This is a genomic window from Pantoea sp. X-Soil-ISGK-421, assembly GCF_059730785.1.
Map to the genome: position 1 here is coordinate 218,502 of NZ_AP035979.1, position 20,921 is coordinate 239,422.

General features: G+C 55.4%; 18 protein-coding genes. 11 read left to right on the forward strand and 7 right to left on the reverse strand.

The window, feature by feature from the left end:
* The first annotated feature begins 23 nt into the window (after nt 1–23).
* The 3 genes from uvrD to AC6I8K_RS01005 all read left to right on the forward strand — a co-directional run bounded on the left by uvrD (nt 24) and on the right by AC6I8K_RS01005 (nt 4,681).
* On the forward strand, nt 24–2,186 hold the full coding sequence (uvrD, locus tag AC6I8K_RS00995; RefSeq protein ID WP_483816584.1) for a DNA helicase II: 2,163 nt from the start codon (nt 24–26) through the stop codon (nt 2,184–2,186).
* 311 nt (nt 2,187–2,497) lie between these two features.
* Nucleotides 2,498–3,451, forward strand: coding sequence for a magnesium/cobalt transporter CorA (corA, locus tag AC6I8K_RS01000; protein ID WP_483816585.1), 954 nt, complete (start codon nt 2,498–2,500; stop codon nt 3,449–3,451).
* Nucleotides 3,452–3,628: 177 nt separating this feature from the next.
* Nucleotides 3,629–4,681, forward strand: coding sequence for an AbrB family transcriptional regulator (locus AC6I8K_RS01005; RefSeq protein ID WP_064738156.1), 1,053 nt, complete (start codon nt 3,629–3,631; stop codon nt 4,679–4,681).
* Here the strand turns inward: AC6I8K_RS01005 and rarD are convergent.
* Both rarD and AC6I8K_RS01015 read right to left on the reverse strand, forming a co-directional pair.
* Nucleotides 4,652–5,551: an EamA family transporter RarD gene (gene rarD, locus AC6I8K_RS01010; RefSeq protein WP_497826101.1), complete on the reverse strand. Its 900-nt coding sequence runs from the start codon at nt 5,549–5,551 to the stop codon at nt 4,652–4,654. The two genes, AC6I8K_RS01005 and rarD, sit on opposite strands and share 30 nt — an antisense overlap.
* A 22-nt stretch (nt 5,552–5,573) precedes the next feature.
* Nucleotides 5,574–6,044, reverse strand: a complete 471-nt coding sequence (locus AC6I8K_RS01015) for a thioesterase family protein (protein WP_497826102.1) — start codon at nt 6,042–6,044, stop codon at nt 5,574–5,576.
* Nucleotides 6,045–6,208: 164 nt separating this feature from the next.
* Between AC6I8K_RS01015 and pldA the strand changes: the two genes are divergently transcribed.
* The 3 genes from pldA to rhtC are packed head-to-tail and all read left to right on the forward strand — an operon-like array spanning nt 6,209 to nt 9,573.
* Nucleotides 6,209–7,087 (forward strand): phospholipase A, encoded by an 879-nt coding sequence (gene pldA / locus AC6I8K_RS01020; protein ID WP_064738153.1) that lies wholly within the window; start codon nt 6,209–6,211, stop codon nt 7,085–7,087.
* Between the two features lie 23 nt (nt 7,088–7,110).
* Nucleotides 7,111–8,937, forward strand: coding sequence for an ATP-dependent DNA helicase RecQ (recQ, locus tag AC6I8K_RS01025; RefSeq protein WP_064738152.1), 1,827 nt, complete (start codon nt 7,111–7,113; stop codon nt 8,935–8,937).
* Between the two features lie 12 nt (nt 8,938–8,949).
* Nucleotides 8,950–9,573 (forward strand): threonine export protein RhtC, encoded by a 624-nt coding sequence (gene rhtC / locus AC6I8K_RS01030; protein ID WP_064738151.1) that lies wholly within the window; start codon nt 8,950–8,952, stop codon nt 9,571–9,573.
* 62 nt (nt 9,574–9,635) lie between these two features.
* Here the strand turns inward: rhtC and rhtB are convergent, their stop codons facing one another.
* The gene (gene rhtB, locus AC6I8K_RS01035) at nt 9,636–10,259 is read right to left on the reverse strand and encodes a homoserine/homoserine lactone efflux protein (protein ID WP_064738150.1); all 624 of its coding nucleotides are present in this window, start codon (nt 10,257–10,259) and stop codon (nt 9,636–9,638) included.
* Nucleotides 10,260–10,363: 104 nt separating this feature from the next.
* Here rhtB and pldB point away from each other — a divergent pair, with 104 nt between their 5' ends.
* Together pldB and yigL are read left to right on the forward strand one after the other, a co-directional pair.
* Nucleotides 10,364–11,356, forward strand: a complete 993-nt coding sequence (gene pldB, locus AC6I8K_RS01040) for a lysophospholipase L2 (RefSeq protein WP_497826103.1) — start codon at nt 10,364–10,366, stop codon at nt 11,354–11,356.
* A 37-nt stretch (nt 11,357–11,393) separates the two neighbouring features.
* On the forward strand, nt 11,394–12,194 hold the full coding sequence (gene yigL, locus AC6I8K_RS01045; protein WP_064738148.1) for a sugar/pyridoxal phosphate phosphatase YigL: 801 nt from the start codon (nt 11,394–11,396) through the stop codon (nt 12,192–12,194).
* A 33-nt stretch (nt 12,195–12,227) separates the two neighbouring features.
* Here the strand turns inward: yigL and glpT are convergent, their stop codons facing one another.
* On the reverse strand, nt 12,228–13,568 hold the full coding sequence (gene glpT, locus AC6I8K_RS01050; RefSeq protein ID WP_064738147.1) for a glycerol-3-phosphate transporter: 1,341 nt from the start codon (nt 13,566–13,568) through the stop codon (nt 12,228–12,230).
* Between the two features lie 337 nt (nt 13,569–13,905).
* Here glpT and AC6I8K_RS01055 point away from each other — a divergent pair, with 337 nt between their 5' ends.
* Nucleotides 13,906–14,769 (forward strand): carboxylate/amino acid/amine transporter, encoded by an 864-nt coding sequence (locus AC6I8K_RS01055; protein WP_064738328.1) that lies wholly within the window; start codon nt 13,906–13,908, stop codon nt 14,767–14,769.
* A 134-nt stretch (nt 14,770–14,903) separates the two neighbouring features.
* Here the strand turns inward: AC6I8K_RS01055 and AC6I8K_RS01060 are convergent, their stop codons facing one another.
* Nucleotides 14,904–15,383, reverse strand: a complete 480-nt coding sequence (locus tag AC6I8K_RS01060) for a YehS family protein (protein WP_064738146.1) — start codon at nt 15,381–15,383, stop codon at nt 14,904–14,906.
* A 93-nt stretch (nt 15,384–15,476) separates the two neighbouring features.
* Nucleotides 15,477–16,409 carry an HTH-type transcriptional regulator MetR gene (gene metR / locus AC6I8K_RS01065; protein ID WP_064738145.1) on the reverse strand — a complete coding sequence of 311 codons (933 nt, stop codon included), beginning with the start codon at nt 16,407–16,409 and terminating at the stop codon, nt 15,477–15,479.
* 213 nt (nt 16,410–16,622) lie between these two features.
* On the opposite strand from metR, the gene metE reads away from it, so the two are divergent.
* Nucleotides 16,623–18,893 (forward strand): 5-methyltetrahydropteroyltriglutamate--homocysteine S-methyltransferase, encoded by a 2,271-nt coding sequence (metE, locus tag AC6I8K_RS01070; RefSeq protein WP_497826104.1) that lies wholly within the window; start codon nt 16,623–16,625, stop codon nt 18,891–18,893.
* 41 nt (nt 18,894–18,934) lie between these two features.
* On the opposite strand, the gene AC6I8K_RS01075 is transcribed toward metE, so the two are convergent.
* Nucleotides 18,935–19,771 (reverse strand): dienelactone hydrolase family protein, encoded by an 837-nt coding sequence (locus tag AC6I8K_RS01075; RefSeq protein ID WP_483816589.1) that lies wholly within the window; start codon nt 19,769–19,771, stop codon nt 18,935–18,937.
* Between the two features lie 304 nt (nt 19,772–20,075).
* Between AC6I8K_RS01075 and udp the strand changes: the two genes are divergently transcribed.
* Entirely contained in the window at nt 20,076–20,837 is a 762-nt protein-coding gene (gene udp / locus AC6I8K_RS01080) for a uridine phosphorylase (RefSeq protein ID WP_497826105.1), read from the forward strand.
* Nucleotides 20,838–20,921 lie beyond the last annotated feature (84 nt).

A 20,921-nucleotide genomic window follows, 5' to 3' on the forward strand; every position in this document is an offset into this window, starting at 1 on the left:
AATTCCTCTCGAGAACGGTGCTTATGGACGTTTCTGAACTGCTTGACGGCTTGAATGACAAACAGCGCGAGGCGGTCGCCGCACCGCGTAGCAATCTGCTGGTGCTGGCCGGAGCAGGCAGTGGCAAAACCCGTGTGCTGGTGCATCGCATCGCCTGGCTGCTGTCGGTCGAGAACTGCTCGCCGTATTCGATTATGGCGGTGACCTTTACCAACAAAGCGGCGGCGGAGATGCGTCACCGTATCGACCAGCTGATCGGCACCAGCCAGGGCGGTATGTGGATTGGTACCTTCCACGGCCTGGCACACCGTTTATTGCGTGCGCATCATCTCGATGCCGGCTTGCCGCAGGATTTCCAGATTCTCGACAGCGACGATCAGCTGCGTCTGCTGAAGCGCCTGATCAAAGCCATGAACCTTGATGAGAAGCAGTGGCCTGCACGTCAGGGCATGTGGTACATCAACGGCAAAAAAGATGAAGGCCTGCGTCCAAAACACATCGAAAGCTACGGCAATCCGGTGGAGCAAACCTGGCTACGCATCTATCAGGCGTATCAGGAAGCCTGCGATCGCGCTGGCTTGGTAGATTTTGCCGAGCTGCTGCTGCGCGCCCATGAACTGTGGCTCAACAAGCCGCACATCCTGAACCATTACCGCGAGCGTTTTAGCAACGTGCTGGTCGATGAATTCCAGGATACTAACAACATTCAGTACGCGTGGATTCGCATGCTGGCGGGCGATACGGGCCGCGTGATCATCGTCGGCGATGACGACCAGTCGATTTACGGCTGGCGCGGTGCGCAGGTAGAAAACATCCAGCGCTTCCTGCAGGATTTTCCCGGTGCAGAAACCATCCGTCTGGAGCAGAACTATCGCTCGACCAACAATATTCTGAAAGCCGCTAATACACTGATCGCCAATAACAATGGCCGCCTCGGCAAAGAATTATGGACCGACGGCAGCGACGGCGAAAAGATCTCACTCTACTGCGCGTTCAACGAGCTGGACGAAGCGCGCTTTGTGGTGAACCGTATCAAAAGCTGGCATGAGAACGGCAATGCGCTGCAGGATTGCGCCATTCTCTACCGCAGCAACGCCCAATCGCGTGTGCTGGAAGAGGCGCTGCTGCAAGGCAGCATGCCGTATCGCATTTATGGCGGTATGCGCTTCTTCGAACGTCAGGAAATTAAAGATGCGCTGGCCTATCTGCGTTTGATGGCCAATCGCAATGACGATGCGGCCTTTGAACGTGTGGTCAACACGCCGGTGCGCGGCGTAGGCGATCGCACCCTTGACGTAGTACGTCAAACCGCGCGCGAGCAGCAGCTAACGATGTGGCAGGCAACGCGCGAGCTGTTACAGAATAAAGCCTTAGCGGGACGCGCCGCGTCGGCATTGCAACGCTTCTGCGAACTGGTGGATTCACTGGCCACGGAAACCGCCGAAATGCCGCTGCATGTCCAGACCGATCGGGTAATCAAAGACTCCGGTTTGTGGATCATGTACGAACAGGAGAAGGGCGAAAAAGGTCAGGCGCGAATTGAAAACCTTGAGGAATTGGTGACGGCCACGCGCCAGTTCAGTTATCAGGATGAAGACGAAGATTTGATGCCGTTGCAGGCGTTCTTATCGCATGCGGCGCTGGAAGCGGGCGAAGGCCAGGCCGACAAATGGCAGGATGCAGTGCAGTTGATGACCATGCACTCGGCGAAAGGGCTTGAGTTCAGCCAGGTGTTTATCGTCGGCATGGAAGAGGGGATGTTCCCGAGCCAGATGTCGCTGGATGAAGGCGGTCGACTGGAAGAAGAACGCCGTCTGGCTTACGTCGGTGTGACGCGCGCGATGGTGAAACTCACGCTGACCTACGCCGAAACCCGCCGTCTTTATGGTAAGGAAGTCTATCACCGCCCATCGCGCTTCATCGGCGAGCTACCGGAAGAGTGCGTGGAAGAGGTGCGTTTGCGCGCCAGCGTCAGTCGTCCGGTGAGTCATCAACGCATGGGCACGCCGATCGCGCATAACGACAGCGGCTTCTCACTCGGCCAGCGCGTGCGTCATGCTAAGTTCGGCGAAGGCACCATCATCAACCTCGAAGGCAGCGGCGAACACAGTCGTTTACAAGTGGCGTTTCAGGGCCAGGGAATCAAGTGGTTGGTGGCGGCTTACGCCCGTCTGGAAACGGTGTAGCGCGGTTGCGCTACCTTGACGACTTTTTCGTCTCAGCGTAACATGCGCGCACTATTATCATGAGAGGACAATGCCTTGGACGCGCCCAGTCGATGCTGGCTCAATCACCTGTTTAACAGGAACTCCTAAGGTTACCTCTTTGAGCTGGTAGCCTTAGCGGTTATCAGCGACCTCCCTTTTTTACTCTCGTCGCATGAGTTAGCACTGATTTACCCTTGAAGCGAAAGTTTCCGTGTTCAGGCTTCGCCGTGCCCGTAATCTAAAGTGGTCACTGCTATGTCCCATTACGTCTGCAATGGGGAGTTATTGCTATGCTGAGCGCATTTAAACTCGATCGTAATCGCCTGACGCGCATCGAGCTGGAAGAAGACAACGACAAACTCAACACTTCGGTGTGGGTCGATCTGATCGAACCCGACGACAGCGAACGCGATCGCGTGCAGTGTGAGCTCGGCCAGAGCCTGGCAACGCGTCCGGAACTGGAAGACATCGAAGCCTCGGCGCGTTTCTTCGAAGACGAAGACGGTCTGCACATTCACTCCTTCTTCTTCTTTGAAGATGCTGAAGACCATGCGGGCAACTCCACCGTGGCCTTTACCATTCGTGAAGATCGTCTGTATACGCTGCGCGAACGCGAACTGCCGGCGTTCCGCCTGTATCGCATGCGTGCGCGTAATCAGACACTGACCGATGGCAACGCCTATGAGCTGTTGCTGGATCTGTTTGAGACCAAAATCGAGCAGCTGGCGGATGAGATCGAGAACATCTATAGCGCGCTGGAGAAACTCAGCCGCGTGATTATGGAAGGCCAGCAGGGCGAAGAGTATGACCAGGCACTGTCACGCTTAGCCGAGCTGGAAGATATCGGCTGGAAAGTGCGTTTGTGTTTGATGGATACCCAGCGCGCACTCAACTTCCTGGTACGCAAGGCGCGTCTGCCGGGCAATCAGCTGGAGCAGGCGCGTGAAATCCTGCGCGATATCGAATCGCTGTTGCCGCATAACGAATCGCTGTTCCAGAAAGTGAACTTCCTGATGCAGGCGGCGATGGGTTTCATCAACATCGAGCAGAACCGCATCATCAAGATCTTCTCGGTGGTTTCCGTGGTATTCCTGCCGCCAACGCTGGTGGCATCCAGTTACGGTATGAACTTCGAGTTTATGCCAGAGCTCAAATGGAGCTTTGGTTATCCGGGCGCGATTAGCCTGATGATCCTCGCCGGGCTGGCGCCGTACCTCTATTTCAAGCGTAAAAACTGGTTGTAACCTGCCGAGTATCCCGGTCGTCATGAATGACGACCCTACAAAATCGCTCCTGAAAACGTAGGGTCGCCATTTATGGCGACCGGAAAGCGCTTAAGCGATTAGCATTAGCTCATAAACTAGCGCTGTTCCTCATTTCTGCGTAACCTGTTGGTTCTGTTTTCTTTCTGATTCCACCTTATGGCGCGCTTCTCATTGCGACTTCAGTGGACACTTCTGCTGATTGCATCGTTAGTGCTGGGGATTATCCTTCAGCTGTTCCACCTGCCTGCGGCCTTGCTACTGGGTCCGATGATCGTCGGCACCTTTATGGGCTTGTCCGGCGCAACCGTTCGCATCGATAAACGTTTCTTTGTGCTGGCACAGGCGGTGCTCGGCTGCATGATCGGCCAGAGCTTATCGCCCGGCATTCTCACCCCGCTGATCCAGGATTGGCCGGTGGTGCTGGCGGTGCTGGTGCTGACGCTCGCGGCCAGCGGTTTGTCCGGTTTTCTCCTGGTGCGCTTCAGTCATTTGCCAGGGCCGACCGGCGCGTGGGGATCGTCGCCCGGCGGCGCGTCGGCGATGGTGGCGATGGCCGGTGATTTCGGTGCGGATGTGCGGCTGGTGGCGTTCATGCAGTATCTGCGCGTGTTATTCGTCGCAACGGCGGCCGCCGTGGTGGCGCGCATTGGTTTGGGCACCAACGGCGGTGCCGCTGAGCTGGTATGGTTTCCCGCGCTGCAAAGCAGCTTTCTGCTAACCCTGGTGGTGATGGTCGCCGGTGCCTGGCTCGGGCAACGATTACGCATTCCGTCGGGCGCATTGCTGCTGCCCGCGCTGATTGGCGCGGTGCTGCACGGTACCGATGTGGCGACCTTGCAGGTACCGGAATGGCTGCTGGCGCTGGCCTATTCATTGATTGGCTGGAGCGTGGGATTGCGCTTTACCCGGCCGATCTTTCTGTTAGCGCTGCGTACGCTGCCGCAAATGCTGGTGTCGATTTTTGGCTTGATGCTGCTGTGCGGCGGCTTAGCCTGGATGCTGACGCGCGTTCTGCACGTCGATCTGATGACGGCCTATCTGGCAACCAGCCCGGGCGGGCTGGATACCGTGGCGATTATTGCGGCCGGCACACGCGTCGATATGGCATTTGTGATGGCACTGCAGACGCTGCGTCTGTTTACCATCCTGCTGACCGGCCCGGCGCTGGCGCGGTTTATCTCACGCTACGCGCACGCGCGAACGCGCTGAAAACGTCACTGCATCAATAATGAATACGGCGAGTGCCAGCCAGATAAAGCCGAAGGTCACCATTTTATCTGGTGTCAGGCTCTCGCCGTAGAAGATCACCGCCAGCAGGAACATCAATGTCGGGCCGAGATACTGGAAGAAGCCGACGGTCGATAAGCGCAGACGTGCACAGGCTGCAGCAAACAGCATCAGTGGAATGGTGGTGAGAATACCCGCCGCGACCAGTTTCAGATTCAGGCTCATCGCATTAGCGCTGAGATGGCTGGTGGCGCTATCGGCGAAGCCAAACAGGTAAATCGCCGCCAGCGGAAACAGCCACATTGTCTCGATTAACATGCCGCTCTGCGCATCCACCTGAATCTTTTTACGCACCAGACCATACAGAGAAAAACTCAACGCCAGGCCAAGGCCGATAATCGGTAGCGATCCAAATTGCCACAGCTGTACCAGCACGCCGGTGGTCGCCAGTAACACCGCCAGCCACTGTAAGCGGCGGAAGCGCTCGCGCAGAAACAGCATGCCAAACACCACGTTAATCAGCGGGTTAATAAAGTAGCCGAGGCTGGCTTCCAGCATATGCTGATTATTCACCGCCCAGATAAACAGTAGCCAGTTGCCGCCAATGGTAACGGCGGTCAGTGCCAGCAACATCATTTTTTTGGGCTGAGCCAGCACGCTGCGCACCTGTGGCCAGCTGCGGGTTAACGTGATCAGTAGCAGCATAAAAAGTGCTGACCAAATCACGCGATGCGTCATGATTTCGGGGGCGGGTACCTCTTTCACCAGCTTGAAGTAGGCCGGTGCGATGCCCCAAATAAAGTAAGCGCCGAGCGCGTAGCCAATACCCTGGCGAGTTTGTTGCGTATCCATTTTACATCCGAAAAGGTGGCGATCAGCCAATCATATAAGTCGCGGTAGCGGTGGCGATATAATCGCCTTGCTGGTTATGTAACTCTACGCGCGCCACGGCGACTTTGTTGCCACCGCGTAGCAGGCTGCTCGTGGCGACAAAGCGTTCACCGCGCCCGGGACGCAGGTAATCAACGCGCATATCAATGGTGCCCATACGTGACAGGCGCTGACGAAGCTCTTCCTCGGTAATGCTCTCCTGGCGCGTCAACGCATAGCTGACACACACCAGACCGGCGGCGACATCCAGCACTGAAGCAATCACGCCGCCGTGCAAAATCTGCTGCGCCGCGTTGCCGACCAACATGGTTTTATTGGCGAAGCTGAGCTCGGCGTAATCCGCTTCCAGTCGATCCAACTCTAATCCGAGCGCCTGATTAAAGGGCATGTGATAAACAAAGATTTCACCAATCAGACGGCGCGCGTCCTGCGGCGTCAGCAACGGGGATGACATAATGCCTGCCTTAAAATGTTAACGAGTTGTGTATATTATGCCGCGTTCGAGCCGCTTTCCAGTTTCGAAAATCGGCGCTGATCAACCGCAGGTTTTGCGTGTAGAATGGCCTGCTTTTTGAACCGTCCTTGACGATTACGACACGCAGTTCTCTGGAGAATTCTATGCGTAAGCATTACGCCTTGCTGGCCGCGGCACTGATCCTTCCTGGCCTGGCGCAGGCCGACGAAGCCACGATAAAAGAGGTTCATGATGCACCGGCAGTGAAGGGCAGCATTATCGCTAACCTGCTGGAGAAACACGATAACCCGTTCGTGCTTTATCCTTACGAAAACAACTATCTGCTTTACACTTACACCACAGACATGAACAAAGAGGCGATCTCTTCGTACAACTGGGCAGACAAAGCAAAAAATGATGAAGTAAAATTCCAGCTCAGCCTGGCGTTTCCCTTGTGGCGCGGCATTTTAGGCGATAACTCGGTGCTGGCCGCGTCTTATACTCAGCGGTCGTGGTGGCAGCTCTCAAACCGTGGCGCTTCATCACCGTTTCGTGAAACCGATTATGAGCCGCAGATTTTCCTCGGCTGGGCCACCGATTACACCTTCGCGGGCTGGACCTTGCGTGACGTGGAAACCGGCTTAGTACACCAGTCGAATGGTCGTAGTGAACCGACCTCGCGCAGCTGGAACCGCGTTTATGCCCGCTTGATGGCAGAGAATGGCAATCTGCTCGCAGAGATCAAACCCTGGTATCGTCTGCCGGAAAGTGAAAGCAATGACGATAATCCGGACATCACCAAATACATGGGTTACTACCGCGCCAAGCTCGGCTACATGATGGGCGATAGCATTTTCAGCGTGGAAGGCAACTACAACTGGAACAGCGGCTTCGGTGGTGCAACTTTCGCCTGGAGCTATCCGATCTCTGAGCACGTGCGTTTTTACACGCAGGTCTTCAGCGGTTATGGTGAGTCGTTGATCGACTATAACCATCGCCAGACACGCTTCGGCGTGGGCGTGACGCTCAACGATCTGTTCTAACCCGCAAAAAATACAGGATTACCGTGGCAACATCGGCAGTGCTTAATCAGGAAATGCTGGCGCAGCAGGTATTACAAGATACCTTCGGCTATCAGCAGTTCCGCCCAGGTCAGCAGAACATCATCGAAACCGCCCTGTCAGGACGCGATTGTTTGGTGGTGATGCCGACCGGCGGCGGCAAATCGCTATGCTATCAAATCCCGGCGCTGGTGCGCGAAGGACTGACGCTGGTGGTTTCACCGCTGATTTCACTGATGAAAGATCAGGTCGATCAGCTGCTGGCTAACGGCGTCGCCGCGGCGTGCCTCAACTCGACGCAGACGCGCGAACAGCAGCAGCAGGTTTTTGCGGATTGCCGCACTGGCAAGCTCAAGCTGCTGTATATCGCGCCTGAACGCCTGATGATGGACAACTTCCTCGACAGCCTGCACCAGTGGAATCCGGTGATGCTGGCGGTGGATGAAGCCCACTGTATTTCGCAATGGGGCCACGATTTCCGTCCGGAATATGGCTCGATCGGTCAGCTGCGTCAGCATTTCCCTGATCTGCCGGTGATGGCGCTAACCGCCACCGCCGATGAAACCACGCGCAACGACATCGCTCATTTGCTGCAGATGGACGATCCGCTGATTCAAATCAGCAGCTTTGACCGCCCGAATATTCGCTACACGCTGGTGGAGAAATTCAAACCCACCGAGCAGTTACTGCGTTACGTGCAGGATCAGCGCGGCAAAAGCGGCATTATTTACTGTAACAGCCGCGCCAAAGTGGAAGACACTGCCGCGCGCCTGCAAAGCCGGGGCTTGAGTGTTGGCGCTTATCACGCCGGCATTGATAGCGCGCAGCGAGCCAGCGTGCAGGAAGCCTTCCAGCGTGACGATCTGCAAATTGTGGTCGCTACCGTGGCGTTTGGCATGGGCATCAACAAACCCAACGTGCGCTTTGTGGTGCACTTCGATATCCCGCGTAACATTGAATCCTATTATCAGGAAACCGGGCGCGCCGGACGAGATGGCCTGCCTGCCGAAGCGATGATGCTGTACGATCCCGCCGATATGGCGTGGTTGCGTAAATGTCTGGAAGAAAAAGTGCCCGGACCGTTGCAGGATATAGAACGCCACAAGCTCAACGCGATGGGGGCGTTTGCGGAAGCACAAACCTGTCGTCGTCTGGTGCTGCTGAACTATTTCGGCGAAGGGCGTCAGCAGCAGTGCGATAACTGCGATATCTGCCTCGATCCGCCGCGTCGCTACGACGGCTTGCTGGAAGCGCAAAAGGCGCTGTCGAGCATCTATCGCACCGGCCAGCGCTTTGGTATGGGCTATATCGTGGAAGTTTTGCGCGGAGCCAGTAATCAGCGTATCCGCGACAACGGCCATGACAAACTGCCGGTGTACGGTTTAGGCCGCGAACACAGCCATGAACACTGGATCAGCGTGCTGCGCCAACTGATTCACCTCGGAATGGTGACGCAAAACATCGCGATGCATTCGGCGCTGCAACTTACCGAAGCGGCGCGTCCGGTTTTACGTGCCGAAGTGCCGCTGATGCTAGCGGTGCCGCGTATCGTAACGGTGAAAGCGCGCGGCAGCAGTTCGCCGAAAGTGCACAGCGGCAATTACGATCGCCAATTATTTGCCAAGCTGCGTAAGCTGCGCAAAGCGATTGCGGATGAAGAGAATATTCCGCCGTACGTGGTATTTAACGATGCCACGCTGATTGAAATGGCAGAACAAATGCCGATAAGCGCGTCAGAAATGCTCAGCGTGAACGGCGTCGGTCATCGCAAACTGGAACGTTTTGGTAAGCCGTTCCTGGTGATGATCAAAGAACATGTTGATGAAGGCTAAAGGAAAAATTTCATGCTGATGTTATTCGCTACCGTCGCGCTAGTGCATTTGGTTGCGCTGATGAGTCCCGGCCCAGACTTCTTCTTTGTGTCGCAAACGGCGGCAAGTCGGTCCCGCAAAGAGGCGATGATGGGTGTTCTGGGCATCACGTTAGGCATTGTGATTTGGGCCGGCGTGGCGTTGATGGGCCTGCACCTGATCCTGGAAAAAATGGCCTGGCTGCATGAAATTATTATGGTCGGCGGTGGATTGTATCTGCTGTGGATGGGCTGGCAGCTAATGCGCTCAGCGCGTCAACGTCATAAGCAGCCGCAGACAGATGCGCCAGTGGTTGAACTGCCGAAAAGAGGCATGAGCTTCCTGAAAGGTTTTCTGACGAACTTGTCGAACCCGAAAGCGATCATCTACTTCGGTAGCGTATTCTCGCTGTTTGTGGGTAACGACGTGGGCGCGATGGAGCGCTGGGGTTTGTTCCTGCTGATTATCGGTGAGACGTTCGCGTGGTTTACGCTGGTGGCGGCGATATTCGCCATGCCGTGGATGCGTGATAAGTATCAGCGTATGGCGAAGTGGGTGGATGGCATGGCGGGCGTGTTATTTGCCGGGTTTGGTATTCATTTAATCATTTCGCGATAAACCAGGTCACCATGAATGGCGACCCTACGTAGGGTGCGCATTTATGCGCACCTGGTCGAAAATCACGCCATTTTACGAGCGCTGGCCAGCAGCGCACCTACCGCCATAAACAATCCACCAAAGGTGCGATTGAGCAGCTTCATCTGCTTCGGGCCTTTAATCCAACCGGCGATGCGCGTCGCCAGCGTGGCGTAACCAATCATCACGATGATGTCGACCACGATGGTGGTGACGCCCAGTACCAGATATTGCATTAACTGCGGCTGGTGCGGCTGAATAAACTGCGGAAACAGTGCGGCAAGAAACACGATGCTTTTCGGGTTGGTGAGATTCACCAGCACTGCGCGCTTGAACAGGCGACGACGCGGCATCGCTTTAGTAACGGCGTCGAGATCGATGCCGCCAGCGGAGCGCCACTGCTGAATGCCCAACCACACCAGATAGGCCGCACCCGCCCACTTCAGGACTTCAAAGGCCAGAAGTGATTGGGAAAACAACGCACCTAAACCGGCGCCGACCAGCACGATATGAATGGCCAGGCCAAGCTGCAAGCCAGTAATCGATGCCGCCGCCCCGCGATAGCCGTGGCTGATGCCGGTGCTCATGGTGTTAATTGCGCCGGAACCGGGTGAAAGGCTGAGGATGGTTGTGGTCAGCAGGTAGGTTAACCACCATTCAATGGTCATGTGTGACATTCCCTGAAGTTAGCGAAGTGTGACACAATACGACAGAAAATCGCCGCACGCTACGCAGTGCAGACGCGCAAATCACGTTTTTTTCAGGGGGACGAATGCAGCATCATAAACAGAGTTGGCTCGGACGTGAGCGAGGCTTTTCGGCCTTTGCTACCGGTCCGCTGCTCGACTTCTGGCGTCGCCGTGAAGAGTGTGAATTCACCGGCGTGGGTAACCTGAAGATTCGCTACGTCCGTTTCACCTCACCGCAACATCGTCGTGTCATTCTGGTCGTGCCCGGCCGCATTGAGAGCTATATCAAGTATCCCGAACTGGCCTACGACCTGTTCATGTGCGGCTACGATGTGGTGATTCTCGACCATCGTGGTCAGGGGCGATCTGAACGTCTGCTGGAAGATTCGCATCGCGGCCATGTGGTGGAATTTGGCGACTACGTTGACGATCTGGAAACGCTGTATCTGAAAGCGATCGTCAGCCCACATTACCAGCAGCGCTACGTGCTGGCCCATTCGATGGGCGGCGCGATTTTAGCGCTGTTTCTGGCGCGTCAGCCGCAGGCGTTTCATGCCGCGGTGTTTTCCGCGCCAATGTTTGGCATTGTGCTGCCGCTGCCCGACTGGATGGCGCACCGCATTCTCGACTGGACAGAAAAACTGCCCGCGCTGCGCGAAGGCTACGCGCTGGGCACCGGGCGTTGGCGCGCTAATCCATTTGGCATTAATCGCCTGACGCATAGCCGCGAACGCTATCGCCGCAACCTGCGTTTTTACGCCGACGATCCGGCGATTCGCGTCGGTGGACCGACGTATCACTGGGTGCGCGAAGGCGTACAGGCCGGTCGAGACATCTTCAACCAGGTGGCAAAAATTACTACGCCGACCTTGCTGCTGCAGGCCAGTGAAGATGATGTGGTGGATAACCGCTCACAAAATCTATTTTGTACGGCGATGGCCGAAGCAGGACATCCCTGCGCCGGTAATGCGCCTTATGTAATCAAAGGAGCGCGTCATGAGATCTTGTTCGAAACAGACGCGATGCGCGCCGAAGCGCTGAACGCGGTGATCGATTTCTTCGAGCATCACGCTTAATTCATTTTACTTTCCGATATCAACACCCGAGGTTTACATGTATCACATCGTCGCATCCGACCTGGATGGCACGCTGCTCTCTCCGGACCACCGTCTTACATCGTTCGCTCGTTCTACGCTGCAGGAGCTGGTGGCGCGTGACATTCACTTTGTTTTTGCCACCGGCCGTCACTACATCGACGTCGGGCAGATGCGCGATAAACTCGCCATTCCGGCTTACATGATCACTTCGAACGGTGCGCGCGTGCACAACGCCGAAGGCGAATTGGTGTTCAGCCACAACCTGGATGCCGACATCGCCAGCGATCTGTACGGCCTGCAATATCATGACGAGCACATCCTGACGCATGTCTATCGCGACGATGAATGGTTCATGAGCCGCCATCGCCCGGACGAGCAGGACTATTTCCGCGAATCCGTCTTTAACTATCAGGTTTACCAGCCGGGCATGCTGCCGACCGACGGCATCAGCAAAGTATTTTTTACCTGCGAAGATCCAGAGCGTTTGATTCCAATGGAACAAGCGATTGAAGCGCGTTGGGGCGATCGCGTGAATGTCAGCTTCTCGCTGCCGACCTGTCTGGAAGTGATGGCGGGCGGCGTTTCTAAAGGCCACGCGCTGGAAGCGGTCTCGAAACAACTCGGCCACTCGCTGAAAGAGTGCATCGCCTTCGGCGACGGCATGAATGATGTGGAGATGCTGAGCATGTCAGGCAAAGGCTGCATCATGCGTAATGGGCAGCAACGTTTGAAAGACACCTTGCCAACGCTGGAAGTGATTGGCAGCAACGCGGATGATGCGGTGCCTCACACCTTGCGTAAGCTGTTCCTCGCCTAAAAAAACGGGCCGGCGATGACCGGCCCGCTCTGGTTATACCAACTGTTTCTTGTGCTTATGTTCGCTCACCATGGTGAGCAGCAGCAGGATCACCGCCAGCACTGAGCCGCCAATCATCACGATGAACCCGCCGTCCCAGCCGAAGTAATCGACGGTGTAACCAACAATCGCGCTGGCCGCCACCGACCCACCAAGATAGCCAAATAGCCCGGTAAAGCCCGCCGCCGTTCCCGCCGCTTTTTTCGGTGCCAGCTCCAGCGCGTGTAAGCCAATCAACATCACCGGACCGTAAATCAGGAAGCCGATCACAATCATGCACAGCATGTCGATGCCTGGATTGCCCGGCGGATTCAGCCAATAGACCACGGTGGCGATGGTCACCAGCGTCATAAAGAACACGCCGGTCGCGCCACGATTTCCTCTAAATACTTTGTCCGACATCCAACCGCACAACAGCGTGCCGGGAATACCGGCATATTCGTAGAGGAAGTAGGCCCACGATGATTTATCCAGCGTGAAATGCTTCACCTCTTTCAGGTAGGTCGGCGACCAATCGAGAATGCCGTAACGCAGCAGGTAAACAAACACGTTCGCCAGTGCGATGTACCACAGCAGTTTGTTGGGCAGAATGTACTGCATGAAAATCTGTTTCGCCGTCAGCTCCTGCTCGTGATCTTCGTTGTAATCCGGCGGGTAATCATTCTTCCACGCTTCAATCGGCGGTAAACCGCAGGACTGTGGCGTATCGCGCATCAGGGCGAAAGCGATAATCGCGATGAGAATGGCACCAAACGCTGGCATATACAGTGCGGCTTTCCAGTCGTTAAACCACGCCATACCGAGCAGGAACAGCAGCGGTGGAATGCCGCCGCCGACGTTATGCGCGCAGTTCCACACTGATACAATGCCGCCGCGCTCCTTCTGCGACCACCAATGCACCATGGTACGCCCACACGGCGGCCAGCCCATGCCCTGGAACCAGCCGCACAGGAACAGCAGCACGAACATCACCATGATGCTCGATGTCGCCCATGGCACGAAGCCCATAAACAACATCACCGCCGCAGCCAGGATCAACCCGGCGGGTAAAAACACGCGCGGATTCGAGCGGTCCGACACCGAACCCATAATGAATTTCGAGAAGCCGTAAGCGATGGAAATTCCCGACAGCGCAAACCCGAGATCGCCGCGCGAGAAACCTTGTTCAACCAGATAAGGCATCGCCAGCGCAAAGTTCTTACGCACTAAATAGTAGGCGGCATAGCCGAAAAATATTCCCAGGAAAATTTGCCAGCGCAGGCGACGATACAGTGGATCAACACGATCATCTGCCACCTGGGGCCGATGCGGTGCAGGTTTGAAGATACTCAACATGAGTTGGCCCTCCAGGGCGCGATATTGTTATAAATTCCCAGCAGGTTGGGGCAAATACGGCGAATGTTTAAACGGAAAAGCGATGTTTCCATTTCGCGCAAAGGATAGTGATGGTCACGTTCTGTTACTGTGACATGTGACACAACTGTTACAGTTTTATGACAATGAAGTGCGATAAAAACCAGGAAATGTTGGATTTCGCGCATTTTTAGCCGAGCTGAAAGGGAGGCGATGAGAATTATTTGGCGTCATTTCGTACAGTTGTAAATCAGATAGTTCAGCCCGATTGCGACAGTTTGTTTACACTAGCCGCACTGTTTATTTTGAGATCGTTACCGTGCCGTTACTGATCGTTACCACCATTCTGTGGGCCTTTTCCTTCAGTTTAATCGGGGAATACCTTGCAGGTCAGGTGGATTCCTGGTTCTCCGTATTAATGCGTCTGGCGCTCGCCGCCATCGTCTTCTTACCGTTTCTGCGCTGGCGCGGTTATCGTGCTTCAACCCTTTTGCTGTATATGCTGGTGGGCATGCTGCAGCTTGGCATCATGTATTTGCTGAGCTTTGAAGCCTATCTGTACCTGAGCGTGACCGAGTTCCTGCTGTTTACCGTGATGACGCCGCTGTATGTCACGCTGATCTACGATTTGCTGAGCCGACGTCCACTGCGCATTGGCTATGCCTTCAGTGCATTGCTGGCGGTCATCGGTGCGGCGATTATTCGTTATGACAAAGTCAGCGACCATTTCTGGTTCGGCTTGTTGCTGGTGCAGGCGGCCAATATCTGCTTCGCCATCGGCATGGTGGGTTACAAACGCCTGCAGGAAACCCGTCCCATGCCACAGCACACCGCGTTTTCGTGGTTCTATCTGGGCGCGGTGATCATCGCGGTGATTGCCTGGAGCCTGTGGGGCAATCCCAATAAACTGCCAACGACATCGCTGCAGTGGGGCATTTTGGTGTGGCTGGGCGTGGCAGCTTCAGGTTTGGGCTACTTCATGTGGAACTACGGCGCTACGCAGGTGGATGCCGGCACCTTGGGGATTATGAACAATATGCATGTGCCGGCGGGCTTACTGGTGAACCTGGCGATCTGGCAGGAAAAACCGCACTGGCCGAGTTTTATCGCCGGTGCCGCCGTAATCTTCGCATCACTTTATGTGCATAAACGCTGGGTGCTAGGTAAGAAAAGCATCGCATAAAGCCAATAGGGAAGGGATAGCGCGGCAGAGGAGCAAAGCATCCGAGCCATGGATGGCGAGGCTGATCCACAAGGAAGTGGTTTCCCTTTGCGATCTGCCGCGCTATCCCTGACCTGGCGCGAATAAAGAAGCGATTAAGTCTTCTTAACCGGCCCCGGACGATGGATCATCGTCAAACCTTTCAGGAAATTACGCAGAATCTGGTCGCCGCACTCGCGGAAGTTCTTGTGTTCCGGGTTGCGGAAAATCGCACCCACCTCAGCCTGCGAAATCTTAAAGTTCGCTTTCAGCAACACATCCGGAATGTCAGTGGTCTTCAGCGCAAAGGCGATACGCAATTTCTTCATGAAAATATTGTTATTCATGCGACGCTCAATCGAAGGCGCGGGCGCATCTTCACTCTTACCGCGACGGTAAAAAATCAGACCGTTAAGGAAATAACCCATCAACACATCCGGCAGCTTGCGAAACGCGGCATCGTCATCCTTCTTCATCCACGCCTGCACATCTTCCAGCGGCACTTCACTGCCCGCCAAGGCAAAAATCTCCACCACTTTGCTATCGCTCAAATCAAGCATATAGCGCACGCTGCGCAGAACATCGTTACTCATCATGGTGAAACTCTCTTGGTCGCGGGTTGAGGCGGCGCATTATAGAGCAGGCGGGGCAGGGATAACAGCGTGGGCGACCTTCGTCGCCCAACATCATCAGGATGAGGTGGTTTGCAGTGAGCCCGGACGCGCGGCATCGCGCACGAAAGGCAGATGTTCACAGGCATGCTGACGGGCAAACCGCACAAAGGCTTCCATCACCGGCTGACGTTGCTCGCCTTCGCGTACGGCGGCATACAAGCGGCTCCACAAGCCATCGCCCAACGTCTTCGTCACCACCAAACCCTGCTGCTCAAAATTCTCTACCACCCAATGCGGCAGCGCGGCGATGCCCATGCGCGCCGACACCATTTGAATCAGCAATAACGTGTTATCCACGCTCTTCAAGGCCGGACTCACGCCCGCAGGTTGCAGGAAATGGCGCCACACATCTAAACGCTGACGCTGCACCGGATAGATCATCAGCACCTCATCGGCCATATCTTCTGGGGCAATATGTTCAAGCTGCGCCAAAGGATGATCCGGCGCCATCACCAAACGCACTTCAAAATCGAACATCGGTGAATAGAACAACCCGCTGCGCGGCAATATATCGGAGGTCAACACCACATCCAACTCGCCCTGCTGCAACGCGGGCTGTGGATCAAAGGTCACGCCGGATTTGAAATCCATCACCACCTGCGGCCAGCTCTGGCGGAAATTATTCAGCGCGGGCGTGAGCCATTGAATGCAGCTATGACACTCAATAGCGATACGCAAGGTGGTCTGATGCGGCTCATGGCATGCCTGCAAAGCCTGCTGAATCTGTGGCAAAACCTGCTCAGCCAGCTGCAATAAAATCTCTCCCTGCGGCGTAAAACGCAGCGGCTGGCTTTTACGCACAAACAGACGAAAGCCCAGCCGCTGTTCCAGATCGCTGAACTGGTGGGACAACGCGGATTGCGTCTGATGAAGCTGTGAGGCGGCGGCGGCTAATGAGCCGGTATTCCGTAACGCCTGCAGCGTCCGCAGGTGTTTGAGTTCGATCATGAGAATCCTTCACATCGAGATTGAACAAATTGCGCTTGAGGAACATACAGTACCCGCAGATTATGGCGGTGTAAACATCTGGACGGCTAAACATCCCGGGCAAACGTCGCGGCCACTTTACGTTTGTCCAGCCACATTGCTCAGCGAAGGGAATCGTGACTCGCTGGATGAACGTAAATCGGTTGTACCTCAAGAATATCTGGAGAACAGAAAATGACCATTCTGAACCATACACTCGGTTTCCCTCGCGTCGGTCTGCGTCGTGAACTGAAGAAAGCACAGGAAAGCTATTGGGCAGGTAACAGCTCACAGGAAGCGCTGCTGGCGGTGGGGCGCGAGTTGCGTGCCCGTCACTGGCAACAGCAGAAAGAGGCGGGCATCGATCTGCTGCCGGTTGGCGACTTCGCCTGGTACGATCACGTTCTCACCACCAGCCTGCTGCTGGGTAACGTGCCCGCACGCCATCAGAACAAAGATGGATCCGTCGATCTCGATACGCTATTCCGCCTCGGCCGTGGCCGCGCACCAAGCGGGGAACCTGCGGCGGCGGCGGAAATGACCAAATGGTTTAACACCAATTATCACTACATGGTGCCGGAATTCACTCAAGGGCAGCAGTTCAAACTGACCTGGCCCCAATTGCTGGATGAAGTTGACGAAGCGCTGGCGCTCGGCCACAAGGTTAAACCGGTGCTTCTCGGCCCGCTCACCTATCTGTGGCTGGGTAAAGTCAAAGGCGAGCCATTCGATCGTCTGTCACTGCTCAAAGACATTCTGCCGGTTTACCAACAGGTGCTGGCCGAACTGAAAAAACGTGATATCGAATGGGTGCAGATCGATGAGCCAGCACTGGCGCTGGAGCTGCCACAAGCGTGGCGCGCTGCATACAAACCGGCTTACGACGCGCTGCAGGGCGAAACTAAACTGCTGCTCACCGCCTATTTCGACAGCATCGGCCAGAACATTGACGTCATTAAAGCGCTGCCGGTGCAAGGTCTGCACGTTGACCTGGTTCATGGCAAAGACGACATCCAACAGTTGAACCAGCAGATTCCCGCGGATTGGCTGCTGTCTGTTGGGGTGATCAACGGCCGTAACGTCTGGCGTGCGGATCTCAGCAGCTGGTTTGAGCGTTTGCAGCCGCTGCTCAGCCAGCGCAAACAGCTTTGGATCGGCTCCTCTTGCTCACTCCTTCATAGCCCAATCGATCTCAGCGTGGAAACCCGCCTTGATGAAGAAGTGAAAAGCTGGTTCGCTTTTGCCCTGCAGAAGTGTGCTGAGCTGTCGCTGCTGAGCAACGCGCTGAACAACAATGATGCGGCTTCGCTGGTTGCGTGGAGTGCGCCGATTCGTGCGCGTGCCCACTCAACACGCGTTCACAATGCTGCAGTCGGCGAGCGTCTGGCGAAAATCCAGACCAAAGACACTGAACGCGCCAGCAGCTACACCGAGCGTGCGAACGCGCAGCGTCAGCGCTTCAACCTGCCAGCATGGCCGACCACCACCATCGGTTCATTCCCGCAGACCACTGAAATTCGTGGGCTGCGGCTCGACTTTAAGAAAGGCAACATTGATGGCGGTAATTACCGCACCGGCATCGCTGAACACATCAAACAGGCGATTTTTGAGCAGGAACGTTTAGGACTCGACGTGTTAGTGCACGGAGAAGCAGAACGTAACGACATGGTTGAATACTTCGGCGAAAACCTCGACGGCTTCGTGTTCACCCAAAACGGCTGGGTGCAGAGCTATGGTTCACGCTGCGTCAAACCGCCGGTTATCATTGGCGACGTAAGCCGTCCACGGGCGATCACCGTTGAGTGGGCGAAGTACGCGCAGTCGCTGACCGATAAACCGGTTAAAGGCATGCTGACCGGTCCGGTGACCATTCTCTGCTGGTCGTTCCCGCGTGAAGATGTGAGCCGTGAAACCATCGCCAAACAGATTGCGCTGGCACTACGTGACGAAGTGGAGGATCTGGAAAAAGCCGGTATCGGCATCATTCAGATTGATGAGCCGGCACTGCGTGAAGGCCTGCCACTGCATCAGTCCGATTGGGCCGCGTATCTGACCTGGGCGGTGGATGCGTTCCGTCTCAATGCCGCAGTGGCGCAGGATGACACGCAGATTCACACCCACATGTGTTACTGCGAGTTCAACGACATCATGGATTCAATTGCCGCACTGGATGCGGACGTCATCACCATCGAAACGTCACGTTCCGATATGGATCTGCTGGATACCTTTAAGGCGTTCGATTACCCCAATGAAATTGGTCCGGGCGTGTATGACATTCACTCACCGAACGTGCCGAGCGTGGAGTGGATGGAAGAGTTGCTGCGTAAAGCGGCGCAGAGCATTCCGGAGGAGCGTCTGTGGGTTAACCCGGATTGTGGCCTGAAAACCCGTGGCTGGACGGAAACCCGTCAGGCATTGGCAAACATGGTAAAAGCAGCGCAGAACCTGCGGGGTGAAACGGCTTAGTCGCCGCCCATGAGATTGGGGCGCCTATGCGCCCCTTTTTATTACGCGTTCGGTGCTACACCAGATTGCGCGAACCACGCCAGCATGCGTTGCCAGCCATCTTTGGCGGAATCGGCGTGATAACTTGCACGATAATCCGCGTTGAAAGCATGTCCCGCATCCGGATACACCACGATCTCCGCTTTGGCGTTGGCGGCGTGCAGCGCCTGACGCATCTTATCGATACTTTCCAGTGGAATGCTCTCATCCTGCCCACCGTAAAGACCCAGCACCGGCGCATTCAGATCCACCGCAACATCAATCGGGTGCTTCTGCTGCTTCAGTGTTTTCTCACCGTCTAAGCGGCCATACCATGCCACTGCGGCTCGCACCTGCGGATTGTGCGCGGCAAACAGCCAGCTAATGCGTCCGCCCCAGCAGAAACCGGTAATTGCCAGACGACGCGCATCGCCACCATGACTTGCCGCCCAGTTAGCCACATGATCAAGATCGGACAGTACCTGCGTATCCGGAACCTTGCTCACCAACTCTTTGAACAGCGTGGGAATGTCGTGGTAATCGTTGGGATCGCCTTCGCGGAAATAGAGCTCAGGGGCGATCGCCAGATAACCTTCCAGTGCCAAACGCCGGCAAACATCGCGGATATGTTCGTGCACCCCAAAAATTTCCTGCACCACTAACACCACCGGCAACGTACCTTGATACTCTTTTGGACGGGCATAATAGGCGGGCAGATTTTCGCCCTGGCTCGGAACTGAAGTCTCGCCAGCATGAATCGCCTCGCTGGCGGTAATAATGGTACTGCTTGCGGTGGGCTGAACAGCAGGCGCAAAGCCGCCGGGTGCCGTTTTTTGTGCCATATTGTCTTCGGTTTTCATGGTTCTCTCCGTGCTAGCAAATGCGCAATCACGTAACTATAGCCTGGCGAAGTAAAGCAAGGCTGACGTAGGGTGCAGAGGGATTTTTTTTCACGTGTGCAGCTTCTCTATTAACATTGCCACCAACACTTACACAGCACCGCTTGTAGCAATTCAGAATTGCACAGCGCTAATGTGTGATGTAAATCACATAATATTTTTCTGATAATGTAAGTTTCATTATTGATGGTGAATTGAGTCACATATTTATGCCGCCTGCTCACGTAGAGTGGCGCGCACATCCCCACTCTATCAGGAGTCTGTTATGGCCCAGTCTGACGTTTTCCACCTTGGTATCACCAAAGCTGATTTGAAAGGAGCCACCCTGGCCATCGTGCCGGGCGATCCTGAGCGTGTGAAGAAAATCGCCGCGCTGATGGACAATCCTCAGCATCTGGCTTCGCATCGTGAATTCACCACTTACCTTGCCGAAGTTGATGGCAAACCGGTTGTTGTCTGTTCTACCGGTATTGGCGGACCTTCAACCTCGATTGCGGTTGAAGAGCTTGCGCAGCTTGGTGTACGCACTTTTCTGCGCGTCGGTACCACCGGCGCTATCCAGCCGCATATTAATGTCGGCGATGTGCTGGTCACCACCGCATCGGTACGCCTTGATGGCGCCAGCCTGCATTTTGCGCCGATGGAATTCCCGGCCGTGGCTGATTTCACCTGCACCACCGCGCTGGTGGCAGCAGCAGAAGCCTGCGGTGCGAAAACCCACATTGGTGTTACCGCCTCCTCTGACACTTTCTATCCAGGCCAGGAACGCTACGACACCTTCTCAGGTCGTGTCGTTAATCGTTTCCAGGGTTCAATGAATGAATGGCAGCAAATGGGCGTTCTTAACTACGAGATGGAATCCGCTACACTATTAACCATGTGCGCCAGTCAGGGACTGCGTGCCGGCATGGTGGCTGGCGTCATCGTGAACCGTACACAAAAAGAGATCCCAGATGCCGTGACCATGAAGCAGACCGAAAGTGATGCGGTGAAAATTGTGGTTGAAGCCGCGCGTCGCTTAATTTAATGCGCCAGTCAGGGATGAATTCGAGACCAGACTTATAAGGAACTCCGCTATTTCCTGATTAGAATGCGCGCAATTTCAGCAGCT